General features: G+C 59.0%; 19 protein-coding genes. 9 read left to right on the top strand and 10 right to left on the bottom strand.

Annotated elements, in window-relative coordinates:
* Positions 1-233: 233 nt before the first annotated feature.
* From FHT78_RS07505 to FHT78_RS07475, 7 genes are all read right to left on the bottom strand, one after another.
* Positions 234-1988 (bottom strand): ShlB/FhaC/HecB family hemolysin secretion/activation protein, encoded by a 1755-nt coding sequence (locus tag FHT78_RS07505; RefSeq protein ID WP_210289793.1) that lies wholly within the window; start codon positions 1986-1988, stop codon positions 234-236.
* A complete protein-coding gene (locus FHT78_RS07500) occupies positions 1985-6583 on the bottom strand; it encodes an MBG domain-containing protein (protein ID WP_183742162.1) in 4599 nt (1532 codons plus the stop codon). The genes FHT78_RS07505 and FHT78_RS07500 overlap by 4 nt, the downstream gene beginning before the upstream one ends.
* 206 nt (positions 6584-6789) lie before the next feature.
* Positions 6790-7722: a MarR family transcriptional regulator gene (locus tag FHT78_RS07495; protein WP_183742160.1), complete on the bottom strand. Its 933-nt coding sequence runs from the start codon at positions 7720-7722 to the stop codon at positions 6790-6792.
* A gap of 640 nt (positions 7723-8362) precedes the next feature.
* Positions 8363-8626: a DUF982 domain-containing protein gene (locus tag FHT78_RS07490; RefSeq protein ID WP_183742159.1), complete on the bottom strand. Its 264-nt coding sequence runs from the start codon at positions 8624-8626 to the stop codon at positions 8363-8365.
* 429 nt (positions 8627-9055) lie between these two features.
* The gene (locus FHT78_RS07485) at positions 9056-9280 is read right to left on the bottom strand and encodes a hypothetical protein (RefSeq protein WP_183742157.1); all 225 of its coding nucleotides are present in this window, start codon (positions 9278-9280) and stop codon (positions 9056-9058) included.
* Positions 9281-9347: 67 nt separating this feature from the next.
* Positions 9348-9755 (bottom strand): hypothetical protein, encoded by a 408-nt coding sequence (locus tag FHT78_RS07480; RefSeq protein ID WP_348644722.1) that lies wholly within the window; start codon positions 9753-9755, stop codon positions 9348-9350.
* A 187-nt stretch (positions 9756-9942) separates the two neighbouring features.
* Positions 9943-10803 carry a helix-turn-helix domain-containing protein gene (locus FHT78_RS07475; protein ID WP_246715183.1) on the bottom strand — a complete coding sequence of 287 codons (861 nt, stop codon included), beginning with the start codon at positions 10801-10803 and terminating at the stop codon, positions 9943-9945.
* A gap of 136 nt (positions 10804-10939) precedes the next feature.
* On the opposite strand from FHT78_RS07475, the gene FHT78_RS07470 reads away from it, so the two are divergent.
* The 6 genes from FHT78_RS07470 (at position 10940) to ugpC (ending at position 17799) form a co-directional block, all read left to right on the top strand.
* Positions 10940-11788, top strand: coding sequence for an N-acyl homoserine lactonase family protein (locus tag FHT78_RS07470; RefSeq protein ID WP_183742153.1), 849 nt, complete (start codon positions 10940-10942; stop codon positions 11786-11788).
* Positions 11789-12388: 600 nt separating this feature from the next.
* A complete protein-coding gene (locus FHT78_RS07465; protein WP_183742151.1) occupies positions 12389-13546 on the top strand; it encodes a Gfo/Idh/MocA family oxidoreductase in 1158 nt (385 codons plus the stop codon).
* Positions 13547-13559: 13 nt separating this feature from the next.
* Positions 13560-14444 (top strand): sugar ABC transporter permease, encoded by an 885-nt coding sequence (locus tag FHT78_RS07460; RefSeq protein WP_183742150.1) that lies wholly within the window; start codon positions 13560-13562, stop codon positions 14442-14444.
* Positions 14441-15298, top strand: a complete 858-nt coding sequence (locus FHT78_RS07455; RefSeq protein ID WP_132654659.1) for a carbohydrate ABC transporter permease — start codon at positions 14441-14443, stop codon at positions 15296-15298. Before FHT78_RS07460 ends, FHT78_RS07455 begins: the two co-directional genes overlap by 4 nt.
* Positions 15299-15374: 76 nt before the next feature.
* Positions 15375-16580: an extracellular solute-binding protein gene (locus tag FHT78_RS07450; RefSeq protein WP_183743420.1), complete on the top strand. Its 1206-nt coding sequence runs from the start codon at positions 15375-15377 to the stop codon at positions 16578-16580.
* An 85-nt stretch (positions 16581-16665) separates the two neighbouring features.
* Entirely contained in the window at positions 16666-17799 is a 1134-nt protein-coding gene (ugpC, locus tag FHT78_RS07445) for a sn-glycerol-3-phosphate ABC transporter ATP-binding protein UgpC (RefSeq protein ID WP_183742148.1), read from the top strand.
* A gap of 21 nt (positions 17800-17820) precedes the next feature.
* Here ugpC and FHT78_RS07440 read toward each other — a convergent pair whose 3' ends face one another.
* The 3 genes from FHT78_RS07440 to FHT78_RS07430 are packed head-to-tail and all read right to left on the bottom strand — an operon-like array spanning position 17821 to position 20913.
* Entirely contained in the window at positions 17821-18921 is a 1101-nt protein-coding gene (locus FHT78_RS07440; RefSeq protein WP_183743418.1) for a D-TA family PLP-dependent enzyme, read from the bottom strand.
* 1 nt (position 18922) lies between these two features.
* Positions 18923-20398, bottom strand: coding sequence for a M81 family metallopeptidase (locus FHT78_RS07435; RefSeq protein ID WP_183742146.1), 1476 nt, complete (start codon positions 20396-20398; stop codon positions 18923-18925).
* Between the two features lie 29 nt (positions 20399-20427).
* A complete protein-coding gene (locus FHT78_RS07430; RefSeq protein ID WP_183742144.1) occupies positions 20428-20913 on the bottom strand; it encodes a hypothetical protein in 486 nt (161 codons plus the stop codon).
* A 112-nt stretch (positions 20914-21025) separates the two neighbouring features.
* Between FHT78_RS07430 and FHT78_RS07425 the strand changes: the two genes are divergently transcribed.
* From FHT78_RS07425 to FHT78_RS07415, 3 genes are read left to right on the top strand one after another with little or no spacing between them, the layout of a single operon-like run.
* Entirely contained in the window at positions 21026-21412 is a 387-nt protein-coding gene (locus FHT78_RS07425; protein ID WP_183742142.1) for a RidA family protein, read from the top strand.
* A 24-nt stretch (positions 21413-21436) separates the two neighbouring features.
* Positions 21437-22303 (top strand): MurR/RpiR family transcriptional regulator, encoded by an 867-nt coding sequence (locus FHT78_RS07420; protein WP_183742139.1) that lies wholly within the window; start codon positions 21437-21439, stop codon positions 22301-22303.
* Between the two features lie 19 nt (positions 22304-22322).
* Positions 22323-23099 (top strand): SDR family oxidoreductase, encoded by a 777-nt coding sequence (locus tag FHT78_RS07415; RefSeq protein WP_183742138.1) that lies wholly within the window; start codon positions 22323-22325, stop codon positions 23097-23099.
* Positions 23100-23125: the final 26 nt, after the last annotated feature.

Below are 23125 nucleotides of genomic sequence, written 5' to 3'. Positions count from 1 at the left end.
CGTGGCGGGTGAGGCCGCGGCCTTCTTGGCAAACGTGTTCGAGAACCTTGCTTCGAAGCCGGTTCTTGATCGGACGCGGTCTGTCAATGCCTATCAATGCGGCCTTCCTCGACGGCTGTACGGTGATCAGCGTCGCTCAATGAGCGGTCACCGGCGGCATCGCTGCGTCAACGGCGTCAACATCCGGACGCGGCACCTTGTCGCGCGTTTGCGATCGGCTCCGCGGCCCCTGTTCAGAAGCCTCCCACAAAGCGCAGGTTGATACGATTTTCGCGCCCCTGATCGCTATCGCTGCCATGCGCATACTCAACCGAGAAGCTTGCAGCGCCCGGACCTGTCGTCTGTCCCAGGGCAGCCCGGAACCCCACTCCGAAAGCCGAAGCGCGAACAGTCTCCGACTCCACTGCGGTCGGTTTGTTCAAAACGGTCGCGCCACCGGACGCAAACATATAGGGTGTGAAGCCCGCTGCCAGCGTGGTCTTGCCAGCAAGCGACGTGAAGACCGATGGAAAAGCCAATTCGGCTCGCGAAACAACGCCGCTGTCGCCGTCGAGTGTGCCGGAATCGTAGGCGGAAAGACCATCCGGCCCGCCGAGACCGATCTGTTCGGACGCCGCTAGCGCCTGTCCGAAAGAGGTTTGCGCGCGGCCGTTAACGGTCAGAAGCAGTCGGTCATCCAGCATGGACTGACTGTAGCTCCATCGAGCCTCCAGCTTGCGGAAATTAGGCTCTGCGCCATACCGGGTCATCGGAAGGTCCAGTGTTGCCCGGCGCGCACCCAACGCATCCAAACCGAGGGATGCGGTGACTACGCCCCCTAAGGAGGCGCCCCATGGCGTTTCAGCATCGATCGACTGGCTGAGGCGCAAAACGCGCAAGCGATCTTCGGTGAAAGGAGATTCACTTGATCCGAGAACAATCGTCTGGCGTTCGTTTGCTACATCGAGCGCCAAAGCACTCGAAAGGTTGAAATCGCGCGAGCGTAACCAGTCATAATTCAAGCGAGTCGATAGGCGTTGGTAATGGTCGCGAAGGCGATAGCTCAGCTCGGTGTCCGGTTCGGTTCTCGCATCCGTCGCCTCGACGTTCACCGACAATCCGTCAATCCCGAGCGGAAGGATGAAGCCCGCCGAAATCTGGCGGTTGCGCGGATCACTGCCGAGAAGATCATCATCCGGAAAACCCCCGAGGCGGAAGTACACCTGCTCCCCAAGACCGAACACACTGTTGAACTGTGTTCCGATACCGAGCGTATAGCGCCCCAGATCCCGCGACAGGCCATTGTCCAGCGAGAAGTCAGCCGTTATCGGGTCGTAGCGGCCGGCTATGACCAATAATGTGGAGCCCGGCTTTTCACCCGGCTTCAGGGTTGAATTCAAGACCACGCCTGGCGTGTCATCCGCCAGAAGGAGCCGCTTTTCCACCTCTTGCCTTTTAACGTGGCGCGCGCCGACAAGGGGAGCAAGGAGGCTTTGAACGCGGGTGCGCACCGCGGGAGGCAAAGCCGAAACATCGATTGCCTCGACGTAGCCGTCGGTGACAACCATTCTCAAGCGTCCTCCATTTCGGATCGTTTGAGGGGGAAGGCTCACGCGTACGAGCAGATAGCCGGCCCGCGCGTACGCCGTCTCCAGATCGCGCGCGGCGGCAAAGAGATCCGACCCGGACACTTTCCGCCGCGCTAGGTTGGACTCGATTTCCTTGCCGACGGCGGCCAATTCGGGAAAGCCGCCTTCAATATCAACACCCTGTAAGGTGACAAACAGCTGTTCGGCGCCTGCAGGCGCGTCTTGACCGGTTGTCGCCGGCAACGAGATAGCGCCGGACTGCCGCGTCTGCGGCGGCACATAGGAAGGCTGTGTGATTTGGCTAGCGGTCTGTCCGAAAGCCGGGCTGCAAGCTAATGCCATCGACAGCGCCGCCATGCCTGCATAGACGGTTGGAAAAGCTCGATCCGGCCCGGTCAGGAGCCTTTCAGTGAAGATCATTCAGTTCTGTCTCCACCACGCCGCTGCCGTTGCGTGTCGTGATCGCGAATGCCGGATGATAGTATGTTTGATTTACGAGCCGGCTTCTTCCTCTCCTCGGCATTCGCGCCGTTGAGGCCGGAAAGAACCTGCTGTTGCTGGATGAAACGCTCGACGATTCCTGCAGGACTTTGAATGGCCGGCCCGCTTATAACCGGGGGAAGCCTGACCGGTCCCTGATCGATGACAGTCAAGGTTCCCGGCGCGAAAGTCATCGTGTAGTTGGCAGAACTGTTGAGACTTCCTTGGCTAATGTCGTAACGTCCAGCGGCCGACCCAATACCGGCTGGCGTTGCCAGGCTGCCGGTCAAAACGTCCCCATTTGCCAGACCACGTCCGCCGATGGAGTAGGTGAGAACCGGATTGGCGCTGCCGCCCCTTCTGACAATATTGTCAGCCGTGACCGTGATATCCCGCGGAAGCACCCTCAGGACATTCGCCTGATAGCTGATCGCATAGTTGTCGTTGTTCAGCGTGCCTTGTGTAACAAGATAGCTGCCGACATTGGATTGTGCGGTTGCCGTCGTGGCAAGCGCACCATCGAGCCTGTCGCCGTTCACCAGCCCCGCACCTCCGATGCTATAGGTAAATGCGGAATTCTCATTGCCATAGGTCCGGATCGCTTCGTTTGCGGCCACCGTAATAGCCCGTGGCGTCACCGTCAGAACGCCGCCCTGATACGTGACCTCGTAATTGGAGGATGCGGCGAGGCTGCCCCGGCCGATCGCATAGGAACCAACGCCGGAGGAAGCGGTAGCCGCAGTTGTGAGAGCGCCCGAAAGCGCGTCGCCCTCGACGAGACCTGCGCCGCCCACGCTATAGCCCAATGTAGGATTGGCATCGCCATACGTTCGGCTCACGTCTCCGGCAATGACGGTAATGGCGCGTGGTGTGATCGTGAGCGTCCCGGCGGCATAGCTGATATCGCTGCCTTGCTGGCTGGAATAAAGGCCGGATACGGTCAGTTCGTGACTGCCGACATTCCTGCCCGATCCGGCGTAAGATGCGGTTCCGAGAACCTCCGCTCCGGCGACTGAAACGGTGTAGCCCGGCTCCCCACCCTGGTCCGTCCCGTCATAAACCTTGCTGCCGTCGTTCGCCTTGACGGTAACCGGCGTCAAGAAGCTGCGCAGCAAGGGCGAGGTATATCCGTCGTAGATGCGCCAGACAGAGCCGGTGCCGGCTGCGTCGTCTATGTCCCAGCCGGCCGTCTCAAAGCTCGCCAGATGCATCATCTGCGAGTTGTCAAGACCGGTCGCTCCGGCGACGGTGCCACTGCCGAAACCATTGGCGAGGCCCGAGGAAGTGACGTTCCAGAAGCTGCCGAGGATGGTTCCGAGATTGCGTCCAATAAGCCCTCCGACAGTACTGATTTCTGCACTCACGGCACCGGTCGAATAGGAGCCATTGACCGTTCCATCCTGATTCAACCCGACGAGCCCGCCGATCATGCTCAAGCCGGAAACATTACCGGTTGCGTAGGAGTTGCTGACGAACGCACCGGTACCGTTGACACCAATCAGTCCCCCCGTACCAAATCCGCCATTCACATTGCCCGTTGCATATGCATTGGAAACCGTCGCCTCGCCATTGCTCGCCGATCGAATGTTCAGGCCAACGAGTCCCCCTGTCCCGTATGCATTAGACCCGCCGTCCGCACCACCTGTGCTGGTATCCACATCACCAGTCGCAAAAACATTGCTGACCCTACCGCCGTTTTCACCGATCAATCCGCCGACAAACTGGTAGATCACGCCTTGAAATCCGGTCACGGTGCCGGTGACATCGCCGGTGGCATATGCATCGATGAGCTCACCGCTGTTGAAGCCAATCAGGCCGCCGACCCTCTGTATGCCTCGCAGGTCCGTAGTTTGCGGGTAGGACCCACCTCCCCCCCCTGAAACGAGCGGGATGAGCACGTCGGGGATCGGATCATTGACGATCTCGCCACCGAGATTCTGCGTCACGTGGACGTTGCCTGTTGCGTAGACATCATGTAGCAGGCCGGAATTGGATCCGATGAGGCCTCCCACGGCGGCATACCCTACGCTGCCGGAAACTCCGACACCGCCGGTCGCATATGCACTGGAGATCGAACCGTCATTTTCGCCGACCAGGCCGCCGACATTGTTGACGCCATTGACCGCCCCTGTGGCGTAGGAGTTGGTTATCGTCCCATGGTTTTTACCCGCAAGCCCACCGACTGAAGTTATGCCGGTGACGCCTGATCCTGAATGAGATGAGGTTATTGCGCCATTGTTTTCCCCGACCAAGCCTCCGATCGATGTCCAGCCGGAAACAGTGATGTTGGCATAACTCTCATCAATCGCGCCGTCATTGCGCCCGACCAGGCCACCATTGCCAGCTCCCTGCGTGTTGAGTGCCATGCCGTCAGTATGTGAGCCGTAAATCGTCCCGGTGTTGAGACCGACAAGCCCTCCGGCGTAGAGATTACCCCCTAAAATGCCATTCCCGGAGGCGTACTTGACGATGCCGTGATTGACACCCACGAGAGAGCCGACATACTTCGATCCAGTGACGATGCCATTGACTTCGACGTCACGGACCGTACCGGATGAGACGCCGAACAAACCGGCGGCCTCCCGATCGGTCTTCATCAAAAAGAGCGATTCGACGGCATTGCCCATTCCCGTAAACGTGCCAGTGAAGGGATCTGTATAATCGCCGATCGGGATCATGCCGGTGTTGTTGTTCCAGCTAAATGTCGGTTGAAGATCGAGCATTCCGGCCAAGGCATAATTGCCGCCAAGGTTCGCATTCATGGCTTGCAACTGATCGGCGCTGTGGATGAGCGTATAAGCCTGTCCATTAATGGTCAGGCCGGCATTGGCCCCCGAAAGAGTGACAGGCCGATGAACGAAATAGTCACTGCCGCTCGAGGCGGTGCCGCTGGTGGCGAAGTCGCCATAATTCAGGACCAGGCCTGCGTTGGCGCCGGTGGCAACGATAGGCGTATCGAGATAAATGTTGCCGTAGGCTGAAAGCGTAAGGGTCGAATCGCTCGACCAGAAAAGATCCCCTGCGAAAGCAACGGTGATATTTCCGGCCTGGTCGCCCGGCGATCCCGATCCGCCGGTTGCGATTGTGACGTTCGAGGTTGCCAATGCGTTCTGCAGCGTGATGGCGTCTATCACACTGTCGTTGCCTGTGGGACTCATGCCGTTCGAGTGGGCGGCCGGTTCGAGAGCGATGGTGACGTTGTAGGGATCGAGGAGCAAATTGCCAAACCGGCCGTTCTCAGCCGTCAAATCGACCGCGCCGGAAAAGTCGAGCTTCGCCTTGCCCGAGACCTCAACTTCTCCTCCCGATCCGACCCCTTTGCCCTTCGCCGTAACCAGTCCGTCAAAGGTGGTGGACTGGTCAGACCAAACAACAATGTTCCCGCCCGCACCGTCGTCGGTCGCATCCGCACGGATTACGCTTTGTCGATCCACCCCCGTTGTTTCGGCACGCGGCAAAGGTCCTTTGCCCTGACGATTGCCGCCGATTTCTATCGTGCCGCCTCCGGCCGCGCCGGAGGCATCGACTAAGGCACCGTTCAGCGTCACCGATTTGCCGGTGACCTTGACCTTGCCGCCCTTGCCGGCGTTCTTGGCAGTGGCATTCAAGCGGCCGGATATCGAGACGCTCCCTCCTGCTCCACCGCCAATGACGATCTCGCCTTGCCTGCCGCCGATCGTTCTCGCCTCGATCGATCCGGGGATGTTGATGGCCTTTCGCGCAGTCTCTCGAGCCGTTGCGGCCGAAATGACAATACGGCCGCCATCGGCGGAAATGCGGCCACCGTTCTTGATAAGCGCATCCGCACCGCCCGCTTTAGTCGGCACTGCAACTTGCAGAAATCCGTCTCCCGACAGGTCGAGCGTCGCGTCTTCGCCTGATCCCAGTCCGACCTTGCCCATCGGCACGCTGATGAGCCCGTCATTACTCACCTGACCACCGATCAAGGCGGCATAACCGCCGTGGCCGATGTCGATCACACCGCTGTTTTCCACCGACGCGGAAGCACCCTCGCCGGCAAACGCCCTCTTCCCCTTGAGAAACTCCTCGTCGCTGGTATCCAGTGTGGACGCCACGAAGCCCGCGCCGACCTTGACATTGCCGGTCCTGGTAATTGCGATGCCGTTGGGGTTGATGAGATAGACCTGACCGTTTCCGGTGAGAGATCCGGCGATCGTCGATGTGGTCGATCCAGTGACGCGGTTGAGGATGGAGGAGGAGCTTCCCGGCTGAACGAAGTCGACCGCATGGTCCTGGCTGATCGAAAAGCTGTTCCAGTTGACGATGGCATCCTGCGAGCCTTGCGTAATCGTCATCGACTTTCCTGCCGAGCCGATCGATACCTGTCCCGCGGCAACACTTGCATCGGTCGGAAGCGGATCAGCGACGGCCGATCGCGTAAAGCCAGCCGCGCCCGCGGCAAGCGCAAACGCAAGTGCTGTGGTCGACAACAGCTTCGCCTTCAGGTCTGCAAACGCGAACGGAATCATTGGTCCCTGCCCTTTGTCCCCGGTGACGAACACGAAGAACTTCATCGTGCTCCTTCGGCGCGAGTGTCCAGACTCCGACGCAAAACGTGGTGCCTTGGCCGTCGGTCATTCCGCGCACTTCATGACTTTGATGTTTTGCCCCAGCGCCTTATAGGAGACGAGCACGCTCGCAAACAGTCCAAAGTTTGCATCGATCCGTTACGCGACGGAGACAATCTTCTTGAAAGGCGATGTCGAGGAACGGCTTTCGCTCAGGCTTCGGAAGTTGCCCCGGCCGCAGCCAAATTGGCTATCTCTTCCGCAAGCAGTCGATAGTGAGCCATCTGTCCAACGGACCATGTTTCAAACTCACTGACGAACGCCGCATTGATATCGGAAAGCTGGCCACGATTGACCGCGAACACACCACTTTCTCGCGCTTCCGAAAAGAGGTTGCGGACATGCTGGCGCGAAACCCCGAAGCGTCGGGCAAGGTTCTCCGGTGCCAGGCCCGTCTTCCACGGTTCCTCATGATATATATTGCTATAGTAGGATCCAATCACAGCCGTGAGGATGAGGTAGCCCGCATCGCGCGTGCTAAACTGCACAATATTTGCAAAAGGCTGGAAGACGGTATCGAGCTTCTTGAACTCCTCATCGGACCGGCCGATCCACAAAGCAAGGAAATCCGGGTTCTTCACAAGAACATTGGCGAGTGATCGATCGGCAGGTTTGATATCTTCCGATATTTTCAGGAAGGACAGGGGGGAACGCGCCACTTCGAGAAGGAGCTTCGGCGACGGGATGAGATAAATCAAACGACGGTCCGTTGTCTGCCGCTGTGCGATGACGTGGTTACTGTCGCGCAGAAGCGCAATCAGGTCCGCGACATGCCGGGGGCTGGCGAAACCGGTTTCCTGAAGCATCTTCAAGGTTGGGGGCTCCCCATCGCCCCGCTGCCAGCTCATATAATTGCTGATCAGGTTGAAGCAAATCATATAGCGGAATTGCTGACCGAAGATCTTGTTCGAAGTCTTGCGTGGCGACCGCTCCCGGTTCATCTCGACGCAATATCGAAGAATATGACGCCCCAGCTCTTCACGCTGCAAGAATTCAGTCGCAAGGCGCCAGAGAGGACGCTGTCCGTACTGTCGGACGGTGTGATAGAGCTCTTTGCATGCCAAGGGAGCGGGCGATGAATTCATCGTCAAATGTTTCTACACATAGTGATTCTCATTGAGGATTGATGTTTATCATTTCGTTCTTGAGAAATTCTCAATTGATCGCTGGAAACCTTCCGCCGCGCGTAGCGGCCTGAAATCAAGATTCAGCTTTGTCAGGACCTTTCCAAGACGAATCTCAGGCCGTCAAAATACGATGTTCATTGCCGTACGAGGTCTGCGATCTCGGTGTGCGATTCCTTGCGTCGGTTCGGATGCCCGTTTCGTCGAGCTCGGGGCAAGGCCGGCTCGGCCTTGGCTACAAGGTGCATATGCGCATGGCAAGGTTCCGGCCCGATCCGCGTTGTCATCTGCATCTATTTAAATCATTGTAATTGCTAAAGAAAATGAGGTAAGCGCTTAAAGGCAGTGGTGCTGCTGTCGGGCTCGATGCTCCCCCGGTGCGCAGCCAAATATTGTCAGGTCCCTTTGGCCGATGCCGCCGCGCCGCCGTCCGACCAATAGCGGTCGCCGCGGCCTGCCGCAGCGTCGACAGTCCGTTGAGGCTGAGCAGTTGTTGCGGACAGGCTTCGTAAAGCGGAATGCTGGGCTGATAGAGCGGCGCTGCCAGTGCCCCCTCAGGGTAGGCAAGGTGTCTTAATGGTCTTCACGGTAATCACCAATCTCAATGGAGGGCGGCGACTGCAGCCACACCGGCTTCATTGGCTGCTCTAAGAATCGCATTTCTCAATTCGTTGCTGCTGGCTTTTCCGGTCATTACGTCGAGACACGCTTTGACTGCGGACAAAAATTCCTCGCCATCGTCCGATGGCCAGTCTTTGATCAAAGCTTTGGCGGCCTGCTGGGCAGTGCGAACGATCAGCCGCCGGCCGGGGTCCTTGAATATCAGGATGACTTGATCAAATTCCGTCGAGGTGTCGAATTTCATTACACAGTCCCCACAGCAATACGGCTCACCAACCCATTCCGGCTGAGGAAGCTAAGCATGAGGACGCAGAGTGTCGCGTGAAAAACGCGTGACATGTGACGCGTGTCACTTACCGTCGCGCTCTTGGATCGCAGTTGCCCGGTCTGGACGAAGAGGCGTGAACCATGGCTGCAGCCGTTCCGCGAGGCACCCCAGCATATGGAAGACACGCCTCTTGAGTAGAGCGATCCGACAAGATCGTCCTCCATTCGACGCAACTTGGTAACCGGAGAATTGCGGACAAGTCAGCACCGCCACGGAAACCCCTGCCCATTGTCGCTATTATTAAATGGAGCGTCATCCGCTACCGGCACTCGGCCAACCTCCACCTCGGCGTTAAGGAATTTATCCAAGTTGCTCGTGCTCGCCGATGCCGAGACGTTACGCCGTTCATTGGAGGGTGGCGTGGACCATCCCTCGTGCGATATCGGGCCGCGTCTCAAAGGTTCGACGCAACAGGTTTGCAGCGTCCTCCAGCAGGAACACGGCGTCTGCAAGGCGGTCGAGCTCATGCTGGACGTCGTCCAGGCTGCCGCATTGAAGGCGGACATTCTCTATCAGACGCTCCGTCTTCGCGACGATAGCAAGGCTTGTTTGAATGATGATGTCGAGCATGGTTCCCCCGCTTCGCGCAGGAACGAAGCTGAAGAGATTCCCGCTCTTCGGCAATACCGAAATCTAACTAGAAGCGGTCGCGTGCCCGTTCGTACAAATCGCGAAGATCGGCGAGCCTCCGGTCGTAGCGCGACCGGGGCGGCGTCGAGCGTGATGCGGTGATCGCAATGGCGAAAGCACCCACAACCGCAGCCACCGCCATGAGGCTGGAAATCGGATGGAGCTTCACGGTTGCCTGCGTCTGCTTCACAGCCCGACGAGCGCCACCCTTCACCGTGCCCGTAGCGACGGCAAGCTGCTGTTTAATATTTTCCAACTGGTTTCGCAGGAAACTGAGCTCTTCCTGTACGTTGAACTCCGGCTGCGGTTGAACGCCGACCGACGCCGTGTTGATGTCGACGATCGCTCGCGGCACAGGCTCCCCAAGTTTGGCACCTTCGGAGATGAGTGATGTGGTTTCTTTCTTGCGGGCCACGATTTCCTCCATGAATGACACGACAAATCAGGATTACGATCAAATCGGATGGATACGCCGCGTCGGAAGGAAATGTTCCATCCCTCGTCACCATGACGGGGTGCCGCTCGTGACGAGCGTACAGCCAAGGGGCGGCCATCCCACCTCATCAAGGGCCTGTGCTCCAAGGCCCGAGGAGGTCGATAAGCTATGTCCGCCCCGTTGGGCTTGTCCCAAAACTTTCGCGAAACCGGCGAGCAAAGTGCGAGCGCGAAACGTAGCCCGCAGCCTCGGCGGCAGCAATTGCCGTGGCCCCGGACGTGATTGCATGTTGGGCAGCCTTCAGACGCTCGCGCCGTACGATTGCCCGGAAGGAGGTGCCGTCCATAGCCAATCGGCGTCGCAGCGTTGACGCACCCATCCCGAGCTTTTCCGCGACATCAGACACGTTCCATGCCTGCGAAGGGGCTGTCGCGATCAGCCAGGCGATATCGTCAGACAGGCTTTGTCTGAAAAGCGGTCGTGCCTCGGCAAGTGGGCGCAATAGCGCCAGGACCTCCGTCAGCCTGAGCCTTTTTATCGTTTCGCCGACGCTGAGATCGGCGATCGTGGATGCTGCGTGGCCAATCGTCTCGACGAGATCGGCGCTGAGCGGCACGGAGTCGAGATCGACGGCACTGCCGGCTCGCTCTGCAATCGACAGCGGTGGGATGCCTTCTGGCAGGCAGGGCACGTCAAGCCGCAAAGCCGCGTAGACGCCCGTTTTATCGTCCGGAATGTTGACCACGTCCATCGGCACGCCACCAGGCAATATGAAGAGCGAGCCGGCCGTAAAGGAGCGGGTGCGATCGCCAAGCCACACGTCCTTTTGACCGTAGAGCACGACGCAGATCATTGGACAATCAAGTCGAAGAGCCGCCATCCGCTCTCGGTCGAAGCAGCAATAGGCGAAAAGCTGCCCGCCATAAGGATGCATCCCGACATCGAGCTTTCCCGCCACCATCGGGCGGAGTCGATCGAGCAGGCGGTGGGAAAGCTCGGGACGTCGGTCGCGGATCATCATGTTCATGAGCGCAAATCTATATGAAGGCTTGGCAAGAAAAAATATCTTGGGTGAGCGTTTCGGGCTCAAGCGATCACAAATCTGGCGCACAGCATGCCAGGAAGGGCGCCATAACAAGGATCTTCAAGACAAGGAGACCTTCATGAAGACCTTCAATTTTCCCCTTGCGATCGCGGTAACGGTCGTGTCGCTGTCCTTCGCCTCCACGCCGACACGTGCTGCCCCAGACGTTGAACTCTGGCGCCTGGATTGCGGCGACATCGTCGTCAAGGATCTGTCGATGTTTTCGGACACCTTCGCTTCTGCCGGTAAGAAGGGGGTGCTGACCGATAGTTGCTACGTGATCCGCCATGGCGGTGACTACCTTCTGTGGGACACCGGGCTTCCAGCCAACCTCATCGGCAAGGCACCGGCTGAGGATCAGCCGATCGGCGCTTCGCTCAAAACCGACATCCCGATGCAATTGAAACAGATCGGCATCAAACCGGAGCAGATCGCAACCGTCGGCATCAGCCACAACCATTTCGACCATGTCGGGCAGGCCGCGACTTTTCCGAAAGCCACGCTTATGATCGGCGCCGCTGATTGGCAGGCTTTTCACGACAATCCCCCGCCGTTTGCGGTCGTACCGGATCTCGTCAAACCCTGGCTAGACGGCAAGGCGAAACTCGACCTCGTGACCGGCGATCGTGACATCTTCGGCGATGGTTCGGTGATGATGCTGTCGATGCCTGGTCATACCAAAGGGGAAGCCGCGCTCCTGGTAAAGCTTGCAAAGACGGGGCCGGTCCTGCTTTCCGGCGATGTTGTGCATTTCGAAGATAATCTGGTAGCTAACGGCGTGCCGGGCTTTAATGAAAACCGCGCCGACACGATTGCATCGATGGAACGCCTCCGGGCGATTACCGCCGGATTGAACGCAACGCTCGTCATCCAACATGATCCCACCCATGTTTCACGGCTGCCCGCGTTCCCCGAAAGCGCAAGATAAGCGACACAGCTATTGACATATGATCGCGATCGCCATCGGCTCTAACAGGCCGGTGGCAGCAATCCGGGGGAGCTCGTCGAGCGGGTGGATGATCTTGCGAGGGGTGCAATTCCTTAGCGCCGCTCGATCTCAGCAACCCGAGCTGAAAATCGGTACCGCGCGACAGTTATCCCGCGACATTATCGCCCGAAGCGGCGCCATCGGTTTGTGCGATCCGTGTTTTCCCGATGAAACCGATTTGACGGAAGGTGTGCTGCTGGAGCTCGACCAGCCCGGGACCTGGACCGCCGTCATAACTCCAGCGGCGGCGCCAAGAATTCCGTTTCCTCCGACTGGATTTCCTCGCCAACGACATCCCAAGATGAGATGCCGATACAAGGGGTCAACTCTGCCCTCCTCTGCGCCCCCGAGGCGTCGAGCGGACAAACAGCGTCACGCCGCGTGCATGATCTTTGCGATCCCCTTGCAAAACCGCACAAATATCGCGTCTGATGAAAATCAATTTCATCAACGCGCATCCAGCCGCGTTTTCGGTTGACGCCCTCTGATTTTTGTCCCAACTTGAAGAAAATAAATTACGAAACCGGGAACATCGTTGGCATGAAAGTGGGAATGATAGGGCTGGGATTCCGGCTTGGCTATCTGGGCTATGTCTTCAAGGCGATCGACAGCAGCTTCGAGATCGTCGGTTACGTCGATCCGGATCCTGCGGGACTTCCCGGACTGACGGAAAAGGGCGTCTCTGCCGGCAAGGCCTATGGCTCGCCGCAGGAGCTTCTGGGCTCCGAAAAGCTCGATCTCCTGATGATCGGCTCTCCCAACCACATGCATCTCGATCATATCCGCCTCGGTCTCGAGGCTGGCCTCAAGGTCTTCTGCGAAAAGCCGATCGTGACGACGATTGCCGAAAGCATCGAACTTGCCCATCTGATGGCGAAGTTCGGCCATGAGCGGCTGATGGTCGGTCTCGTGCTGCGCTACTCGCCGCTTTATAAGGACCTGCGCGCCATACAGGCCGAAGGCAAGCTCGGCCACATCGTCTCCATCGAAGCTTCCGAGCATATAGAGCCCTATCACGGCGCTTTCTTCATGCGCGACTGGCGCCGCTATGAGCGCTATTCCGGCAGCTTCATGCTGGAAAAATGCTGCCACGACCTCGACCTTTATAATGGCGTTGTCGGCGCCCGCCCTGAACGCGTCGCAAGCTTCGGCGGCCGCAAGAGCTTCATTCCCGCAAACGACCCGGCGCGCGAAGGCATAAACGATCTGGAACTCTTCCACCGCAAACCGAGCGGCTGGATGGGGTCCGACAAGGTGTTCGACAGCGACGCCGACATCATCGACTACCAGGTGGCGATCGTCGAATACGCCAATGGCGTCGGCATGAATTTCCATACCAATCTTAACGTTCCCGACCAGTTCCGCCGTTTCGCCATCATGGGCTCGCGCGGCATGGCAGAGGGCGACTTCGTGCGCGGCTATCTTGATGTCCACGAGCAGCTGACCGGCAACAAGATCGTCGAAAACAAATATGCCGCGACTGAACTGTCGCAGCACTACGGCGCCGACGAGCAGATGGCAGCCGATATTCTCCAAAGCGTTCGAACCGGTCTGGAACTCCCGGTCTCGACCTTGAACGCATTGGAGGCCGGAATTCTGGCGCTCGCCATGGACGAGGCGAGGATGAAAAAGACGGTCGTCGATCTCCGTCCCATCTGGGATCGCTTCGACGAGGCGCTCCACACAAGGGCGGCTTGAGGAGACCGGCAAGATGAGTGCTCAGAAAAGTGCCGTCATCTTCGCCTGGATTCTTCTCCTCCCAGCTGTCCTTTATGTGCTTGCGATCGTCGCCTATCCGTTGGTCGATACATTCATCCTGTCGTTTACGGATGCATCGCTGCGCAAGGTGACGAACTGGGTCGGCTGGGTCAATTACGAGAAGATCTTCAACGCCACCTTCGTGCAAGTCATTGTTCGAACCTTTATCTGGACCTTCTTTTCGGTCGCCCTGAAGATGATTATCGGCACATTCGGCGCCGCAATGCTGAACGCCGCCGTGCCGGGTCGATCGCTGTTTCGGCTGCTGACCATGCCGCCATGGATCGTGCCGATGGCCATCGGCATCTTCATGTGGGGCTGGATGTATAATGGCCAGTTCGGAATGATTTCCGGATTGCTGCAGCGCTTCGGCCTCGTCGATGGTCCGGTCGCCTTCCTCGCCTATGGCAGCACCGCCTTCTGGGCGACGATCGTCACAGACGTCTGGATCGGCGTGCCGCTGGTGACGATCTACTTCCTCGCCGCGATCCAGTCGATCCCGAAGGACCTCTACGAAGCAGCATGGACCGACGGCGCCGGCCGCTGGTACCGTTTCCGCCGCATCACGCTGCCGCTGATGGTTCCGGCGATCATCACCATGTCGATGCTGTCGCTGATTGCAACCTTCAATTCCTTCGACATCATCTGGATCCTGACGCAAGGCGGTCCAAGCGGCGAAACGACGACGATGATCATCGACACCTATCAGACGGCGATCGGTTCGAAGAAATATGGCGAAGGCGCAGCGCGCGCGGTGCTGATCTGCATCTTCCTGTCGCTCTTCTGCTTTGCCTACTTCCGTGTCACCCGCCGCTTGAACCCGGAGAAGCGCGCATGAGCAGCCGTCCCATGATCGATCGCTACAGCTGGTGGGAAATCATCCTCATCTATTGCGGCATAGCGCTCTTCCTCTTCTTCGTGCTGTCGCCCTTCGTCGAAGGCTTCCTGGTGTCGCTGAAGCCGCTCGCCCAGCTCTTCTCCTCGCCCTACCGCTTCTGGCCCGAAAACGGCTCGTTCGAGGCCTACCGGACCATGTGGATCAGCGTGCCGGGCTTCGGGCGCTACATCTTCAACTCCTTCTTCATCTCGATCATCGTCACGGTGATCGTGCTCTGCCTCGTCATCCCGGCGGCCTACGCTTTCGCGAAGTTCGAGTTCAAGGGCATGGGCATCCTGCTCGGCGCGTTCCTGACGGTGAACATGTTCTCCGGCGCCGTCCTGCTCATCCCGCTCTTCCGGCTGATGCGCAGCATGGGTGTGCTGAATACCTATCTCGCGATGATCGTGCCGGGCGTCGCCTTCCTGATCCCCTCGGCGATCTGGTTGTTGCGAACTTATATGATCCGCATTCCGCAGGAACTCAACGAAGCGGCTTATATGGATGGCGCCAGCCATTTTTATACGCTGCGTCGCGTCATTCTGCCCATTGCGATGCCGGGAATTATCGTCGTCGCGATCACCACCTTCATCGGCGCCTACGCGCAGCAGTTCATCTTCGCGCTGACCTTCAACTCGAAGACCGAATACATGCCCCTGCCGGTGGGACTCTTCGCTTACTTCGGCAAGCAGGAGGTCATTTGGAACGAACTGATGGCGGCCTCCTTCGTCGGCATCGCGCCGGCGATGATCGTCATCTTCTTCCTTCAGCGCTATCTCGTCGGCGGCCTGACCGCCGGTGCGGTGAAACAATAAGACCAACAATAAAGAGTGAACAGCTAACACAGAAAGTGGGAGTAACGACGTGAGCATTACCATCAAGACAGGCCTTATGGCGCTCGCCCTGCTTGGATCCACGGCATTGACCGCGGTCACGGCCCAGGCAGCCGACAAAGAAATCAGCTGGATCTATTGCGGCGACACGATCGATCCGGTCCACACCAAATACATCAAGGAATGGGAATCCAAGAACGCCGGCTGGAAGATCGCACCGGAAGTCGTCGGCTGGGCACAATGCCAGGACAAGGCAACGACGCTGGCTGCTGCCGGCACGCCTGTTGCCATGGCCTATGTCGGCTCGCGCACGCTGAAGGAATTCGCGCAGAACGACCTCATCGTCCCCGTTCCGATGACGGACGACGAAAAGAAGGGCTACTATCCGCACATCGTTGACACGGTCACCTTCGAGGACAATCAGTGGGGCGTGCCGATCGCCTTCTCCACCAAGGCGCTTTATTGGAACAAGGACCTCTTCAAACAGGCCGGCCTCGATCCCGAGAAGCCGCCGAAGACCTGGGCTGAAGAAATCGAGATGGCCAAGACCATCAAGGAAAAGACCGGTATTCCGGGCTTTGGTCTGTCCGCCAAGACCTTCGACAACACGATGCATCAGTTCATGCACTGGGTTTACACCAACAACGGTGCCGTGACCGATGCCGAAGGCAAGATCACGCTCGACAGCCCGCAGATCCTTGCCGCCCTGAAAGCCTATAAGGATATTTCGGCTTACGCCGAAGAGGGCCCGACCGCCTATGAGCAGAACGAAGTCCGCGCCATCTTCCTCGACGGCAAGGTCGCCATGATCCAGGCAGGATCGGGCGCCGCCACCCGCCTGAAGGAGACGAAGATCAACTGGGGTATCACGACGCTGCCGCTCGGTCCCGACGCCAAGGGGCCCGGCACGCTGCTGATCACCGACAGCCTTGCGATCTTCAAGGGATCGGGCGTCGAGGACAAGGCGATCGAATTCGCCAAGTTCATCACCTCGCCCGATGTTCAGTCGGAATACGAACTGCAGGGCGGCGCCGGCCTCACCCCGCTGCGACCCTCAAAGAAGGTCGACGAGTTCGTCGCCAAGGACCCCTACTGGAAGCCGCTTATCGAGGGCATCAGCTATGGCGGTCCGGAGCCGCTCTTTACCGATTATAAGGGCTTCCAGAACTCGATAATCGAGATGATCCAGTCCGTCGTCACCGGTAAGGCTGAGCCTGAAGCCGCCCTCAAGAAAGCTGCCAGCGAGATCGAAGCTTTCAAGTAAACCGATCTCGAGGATCGCAGGTTGACGATCTGCGATCCTCACCGACCAATTCATGCGCGTTCAGGCCGGGACCGGAGACAGATTTTTGGGACAGCTTCAGCTCAACAAGGTTCAAAAATTCTATGGCGACTACGAAGTTCTCAAAGGCGTCGAGCTTGACGTCGGGAACGGCGAATTCGTCGTCTTCGTCGGGCCTTCGGGATGCGGCAAGTCTACGCTCCTGCGCATGATCGCAGGCCTTGACGCGACGAGCAAAGGCGACGTCATCATCGACGGCGTCAGGGTCAACGACCTGCCACCGGTCAAGCGCGGCATCGCCATGGTCTTCCAGTCCTACGCGCTCTATCCGCATATGACGGTTTTCGAAAACATCGCCTTTCCGCTGCGCGTCGAGAAGATGGAGGAGGAAAAGCTCAAGGCAAAGGTCGAGAATGCCGCACGTATCCTGCATCTCGGCACGCGCCTGCAGCAGAAGCCCGGCATGCTCTCGGGCGGACAGCGCCAACGCGTCGCGATCGGCCGCGCCATCGTTCGCGAGCCTAAGATCTTCCTGTTTGATGAGCCGCTGTCCAACCTCGATGCCGCCCTTCGCGCCGACATGCGCATCGAACTTGCCAAATTGCACCGGCAGCTGAAGGCGACGATGATTTATGTGACCCATGACCAAGTGGAAGCCATGACGATGGCCGACCGCATCGTCGTGCTGGATGCCGGCAATATTTCCCAGACCGGCGCTCCGCTCGAGCTCTACCACAAGCCCGCCAACCAGTTTGTCGCCGGTTTCATCGGCAATCCGAAAATGAATTTCCTACCCGTGACCTGCATATCCGCAAGTGAGGCAAGCGCGACCATCGACTATCGCGGCCAGACGGCAATCCTGCCGGTGAAGCCCCGCGATGGCATGGTCGGCAAGGTGATGACGCTCGGTATCAGGCCGGAGCATATCCAGCTCGCCGCTGGCGACATTTCGCTGACGGTTACGCCGAGTGTCATTGAACGGCTTGGCGCAAACACCGTGGCCTATGCGGCACTCGGCAGTGAAACGGAGAATTTCTGCGCTATGCTACCCGGTAGTGTCGGCATCCGTGCGGACGCGCCGGTCGCCGTCGGAATCAACGCTGCCGATTGCCATCTCTTCGACGAGGAAGGTGTGGCCTTCGAACGCCGCGTCGAGCTCACCGATATCGACATGAATCTCTTGGCTCCGGCAACAGCCTGAAGAGGTCTCAACGAGGCGATATTACCAGACGAGCCCGCGCGCGGCGACGTCCTCGACGCGCGTGACGACGCCGTTGCGATGGAAGACCATCGTGTCGAACAGGTTCGAAACCACGCAGGTGTGGTTCGGAATGATGAAGAGCTTTTCGCCGATCTGCGGCCGTTGACCGCTACAGGCCGAAAGGTCAACGACGCCGTGCTCTTCCGAGAGGCTGGTAATCTTCGTCTCGGGATATCCGACGATCAGGCCGAAATCGGCAAAGCCCTGAAGATCGGAAGTCAGCGCCTTCGAGCCTGCGTCAATGACCGCGCGGTCGGCATTCGGCCGCGATACGACGGTCGCCACGACATGCATTGCGCAATCGTCCTGCGTGCAATGTCCCATCCGGATCATCTGGCGGTCATTGTAGATATAGGTGCCGGCCCGGTGCTCCGTCGCCGATTTGACCAGATGCGCGTTAAAAAGACTGGGGGTGCCGCCATTGCTGACGATCGGGCAGGCGATGCCCTCGGCCGTCAATTGTTTCAGTGTTGCCTGGATGAAAGCTTCGACGGCATCGGCTGATTGCGGCTTCGGATAGGTGAGAATACCGCCGAATGTCAGCCCATCAGCGGCAGCGATGCGCTTGCCGAGCGAGGCCGCCTGCTCTGGCGTCTGGACGCCACAGCGCGCGCCGCCGGTGTCGCATTCAATAAGGACGGTCAGCGGTTTGCGGCCGGAAAAATGGGCGGACAGGCCATCGACCGCAACTTCGCTGTCGGCAACGACCTTGAGAGCGGAAATGCGATCGTTCAGGGCAGCGAGCCGTTCGAGCTTCGGGGCTCCGATGATATTGAAGGTGATCAGGATGTCTTCGAAACCGGCTTCGGCAAAGACCTCGGCTTCCGTCACTTTCTGACAGTTGATGCCCTTGGCGCCGGCCGCCACCTGGGCCGTGGCAAGCGACGGTATCTTATGGGTCTTGATATGCGGGCGGAAATTCAGCCCGTGCTGGTCCATGTAGGACTGGACCCGGGAAATGTTGGCGGCCAGCTTGTCCTCGTCGATGATCGGGCGGGGCGTGGAGAGATCTGCGACCCTGTCTCCAGCCTTGGCGACGACGGCAAACCGGTTGTCATGCATCTCAGGCAGCTCCGCGTTCGATTCCATGGGGGTCGGCCACGATCGGCCAGATGGTCTTCGGCGCCCGGCGATAGCGGGTCGTCGCCGGGTTGTTGGGATAGGGGGTTCCTGCCGAACAGTACAGGATTTCAGCGGCGATCTTCGAGAAGGATGCGAAGAAATGGTTGGTCGATTTGATCACTAGGATCTTCTGCTTGGTCGGATCGATGCCCATTACCGAAAACAGGCTCGGATCGAAGCTCTGCGCCCGCGTCGAATTGAGAATGATGTCTATGCCGTTCAAAACGATATGAGCCGCATCACCGAAAGGGGCGAGGCTCTCGCCGAACTGCATCTCGGCATTCTTCACCAGTTTGACGACCTTCACCATCCCGTCGACGGGACTACCGGTTCCCGGTGCCGATTTTGCGCCGAAGCGCAGCGGAATTTCAGCACCCTCGCCCGCAGCAAAACAGATCTGAACGGCGATTGGATCCCAGATGGTGCCGATCGCAGCACTCTTCACGCCGCGAGCGAGGAGCTCTTCGAGGATGACGGTGGCATCGCCGGCGGTTCCGCCACCCGGATTGTCCCAGACATCGGCAATGACGACCGGCCAGCTTTTGGCGGCCATCGCCCGCGATACGGCTTCCTTTTCGTCGATCTGCGGCACCATGAAGGTGCCGCGCTTGGAAAACAGCTCCATGCCGAGTTCGCGCGCCAGAGCCGCACCCTTTTGCGGATTGTCGTCGGTGACGACAAGCAGCTTGGTGCCCATCTCCGGCACATCGCCGACCATGAAGCCGTGAACCACGGAGATCGACAGGATATCAGGAACTTCCTTTTCGATCCGCATGATCTTGTCGACGAAGGAGCGCATCGGATCGCGTGAGGTCGGGAAGACATCGATCATGCGGCAGTCGAACACCGAATTGACCGGCTTGATCCTGCCCTCAAGCGTGTCGACGGCGATGCGCCAGAGATCCTCAGCGCGATCGACGAAATCCGTATGCGGAAATTCCTTGAAATAAACCGCGAAATTCAGTGCTTCGAGGCGCTTCCTGGTCAGGTGGCTATGCGGGTCGAGTTCAGCGCAGATCAGCACATCAGGCCCAACGATGTCGCGCATGAGGGTCAAAAGGTCGCCTTCCGTATCTTCGTATCCCGCTGCCACCATTGCCCCATGCAGGCCCATCACCACGGCATCGACAGGCATTGCCGCGCGAAGCTGGTCGAGGATTTCGTCTCGCAGCCCTTCATAAGCCTGGCGGTTGACGAGGCCGGCCGGGTCGGCCCACGCTGCCGTGCCTTCGATCAGCTCCCAGCCTTTTTCAGCGGTGACGCGGCGGCCGACGGTAATCGGCGCAGTGCAAAGGGTCGGAGTTTCCGGATGCTGGCCGGGCGGCGCATAGAGAGATGCTTCGAAAGCGCGGCGATCCACGCAGATCGGGGAAAACGTATTGGTTTCGGTCGCCAGTGCCGCCGTGAAAATGCGCAAGTGGGTTAGCCTTGTTTTACGCCGCCGCCTCAACCCATCGGGTTCGGCAGGTAGCCGGTAAATCCGCAGATCTTCCACCGTCCCTCGTGGAGCCTGCAATAATAGAGCGTCTGCCACTGCATGAGGTCGCGGGTGCCATCGCTCTTCGTCAGGCTGCCGTCGAATTTCTTGCGGACAAGCGCCGTGTTGCCCTCGATCTCGATGTCCTCGAGCCTCGTGGTCGTGAAGATGGCGCTGCGCGTATCCTCGGCGAAGCTCTGTGCCGCAAATTCCTTTGCCTGCCTCAGCCACTCGTCCCGATAGGCGACAAGCGTCGGAAATGCCAGACGCCACTTGTCGGGGCTGACCTGTTTGCCACCATCGATGCCGATAAAGCCTTCCTCGATGAAATCATCTTCGACCATTGACCAGTCGGCAGCCAGAAAGGCATCGATGTCGCGGGGCACCAGCATCTCCCAGATGGCGTGCCGTGCGGCGTCGGAGGGCTGGAAAGGATTCTTGAAAGGATCACGCATATTCCGCCCCTCGATTTAAATTCTTTTCATAAATGGCGTTTTTCACTGGTCAAAATCCGCTTTCTATGGTCCCTTGTCAACTTATCAAGAAAATAATTTGCAGGGATCAGGAATGTCCATCAAGCGATATGGCACTGTTCAGACCGGCGCCGGCGGCAAGCCCTTGCCCTTCGCGCGCGCCGTCGAAGCCGATGGCTGGCTCTATGTTTCCGGTCAGGTGGCGATGGAAAACGGCGAGATCATCGACGGCAATATCGTTACCCAGACGCACAAGACCATCGCCAATGTGCTCGCCATTCTCGACGAAGCCGGATACGGCGTCGAGGATGTGGTGCGCGTCGGCGTATGGCTGGACGATCCGCGCGATTTCTGGACCTTCAACAAGATCTACCAGGACTATTTCGGCGCACATCCGCCGGCCCGCGCCTGCGTCCAATCGTCGATGATGGTTGATTGCAAGATCGAGATCGACTGCGTTGCCTACAAGAAGAAGAGTTGACTGACGATCGGCGGGAGGATCGGCTTGGACATCTTTTCCACATTGCAGGAAGACAGGGGCCGGCTCTCCGCCTCCGAGAGTCGCATCGCCGACATTGTCGTCAATGATTTCGAATTCGCCGTGAATGCCTCGATCATCGAGCTCGCCGAACGCGCAGAAGTCTCGCCGCCGACGGTCACGCGGTTCTGCCGCCGCCTCGGCTGCGACAGCTTTTCCGATTTCAAGGTGCAGCTTGCCCGCACCGCCCATGTCGGCGTGCGTTACCTGAAGCCGGAATCAAAGAGCAGCGATCCGGCCGATGTCGCTCAGGATATTATCACCAAGGCGCAGAACGCCCTTTTTCTGGTGCACCGCTCGCTGGATCTGGCCGCAATCGAAGCGGCTGTCGCGCAGATCGCCAAGGCGGAGATGATCTACGCCTTCGGTTCGGGCGGCAATTCCTCGATGATCGCCAATGAACTGCAAAACAGGCTCTTTCGGCTTGGCCTGCGCATCACGGCCAGCTCCGACCACGGCATGCAGCTGATGATGGCAGCAGCGGCGAAGTCCGGCGATGTGATCATCGGCTCGTCTTTTTCCGGTCGTAATGCCGAGCTGGTTCGGGCCTTTGCGCTGGCACGCGAAGCCAAGGTAAAGACGATTGCGCTGACACAGACGGGCAGCGCGGTCGCCAAGGCCGCCGATATCGTCGTGCCGATCGATATTCCTGAAGGCACGAACATCTTCCGCCCGACATCGACGCGCATCGCCTACATCGCGACCGTCGATATCCTGGCGAGCCTTGTCGCTTACGCCGTCCGACCGAAGGCGACGGTCACGCTGAGGCGCATCAAGCAACAGCTGGTGACTTATCGCGACGGCGACGACGACAAGCAACTGCTCGGTGATTGATCAACAGAAGGAAGCAGCAATGACACGATCAGTGGCCATCGTGACCGGAGCAGCAGGCGATATCGGAGTAGCAATCGCTGGTCGGCTCGCCGACGATCATGACACTATCGTGCTCGCGGACATCGATCCCGACGCTGCGGCAGCCGTTGCCGGCGCATTGGGGCCAGCCGACCGCTTCGTCGTCGTCGAATGCGACGTGACCAGCGAGGAAAGTGTAGCGGCTCTTGCCGCGCGCACGGCCGGGCTCGGCAGTCTGCGCACCCTCGTCAACAATGCTGGTGCTGCCCGCGCCGTCAGCCTGCATGATACGACGCCGGAAATCTGGCGTGCCGACAATGCGCTCAACCTCGAAGCGGCATTTCTCTGTTTCCGCGCCGTCGAAGACCAGCTGAAGGCGTCTCGGGGCTCGATGGTCAACATTGCCTCGGTCAACGGCATGAACGTGTTCGGCCATCCGGCCTATAGCGCGGCCAAAGCCGGACTTCTGCATTTCACCCGGCTGGTTGCCGTCGAATACGGAAAATTTGGTATCCGCGCCAACGCCGTTGCCCCCGGGACGGTGAAGACGCGGGCTTGGGAGGTTCGCGCGGCCGCCAATCCCAATGTCTTCGAGGATGCCCGTCGCTGGTATCCGCTGCAGCGCGTGGTCGATCCGACGGACGTCGCCAATGCCGTCGCCTTCCTGGCGGGGCCGCAGGCTGCGGCGATCACCGGTGTCTGCCTGCCGGTCGACTGCGGCCTGACAGCCGGCCAGGCCGAGCTTGCCCGGACGTTCTCCCAGTCCGAGCACTACTGAAAATCATAAAAGATACCGAGAGGAAC

The organism is Rhizobium sp. BK196 (genome assembly GCF_014193255.1).
In the GTDB taxonomy this organism is placed as follows: Bacteria; Pseudomonadota; Alphaproteobacteria; order Rhizobiales; family Rhizobiaceae; genus Rhizobium.
Note: the sequence above shows the minus strand (reverse complement) of the source record. Positions and strands in the feature narration are given on the sequence as shown.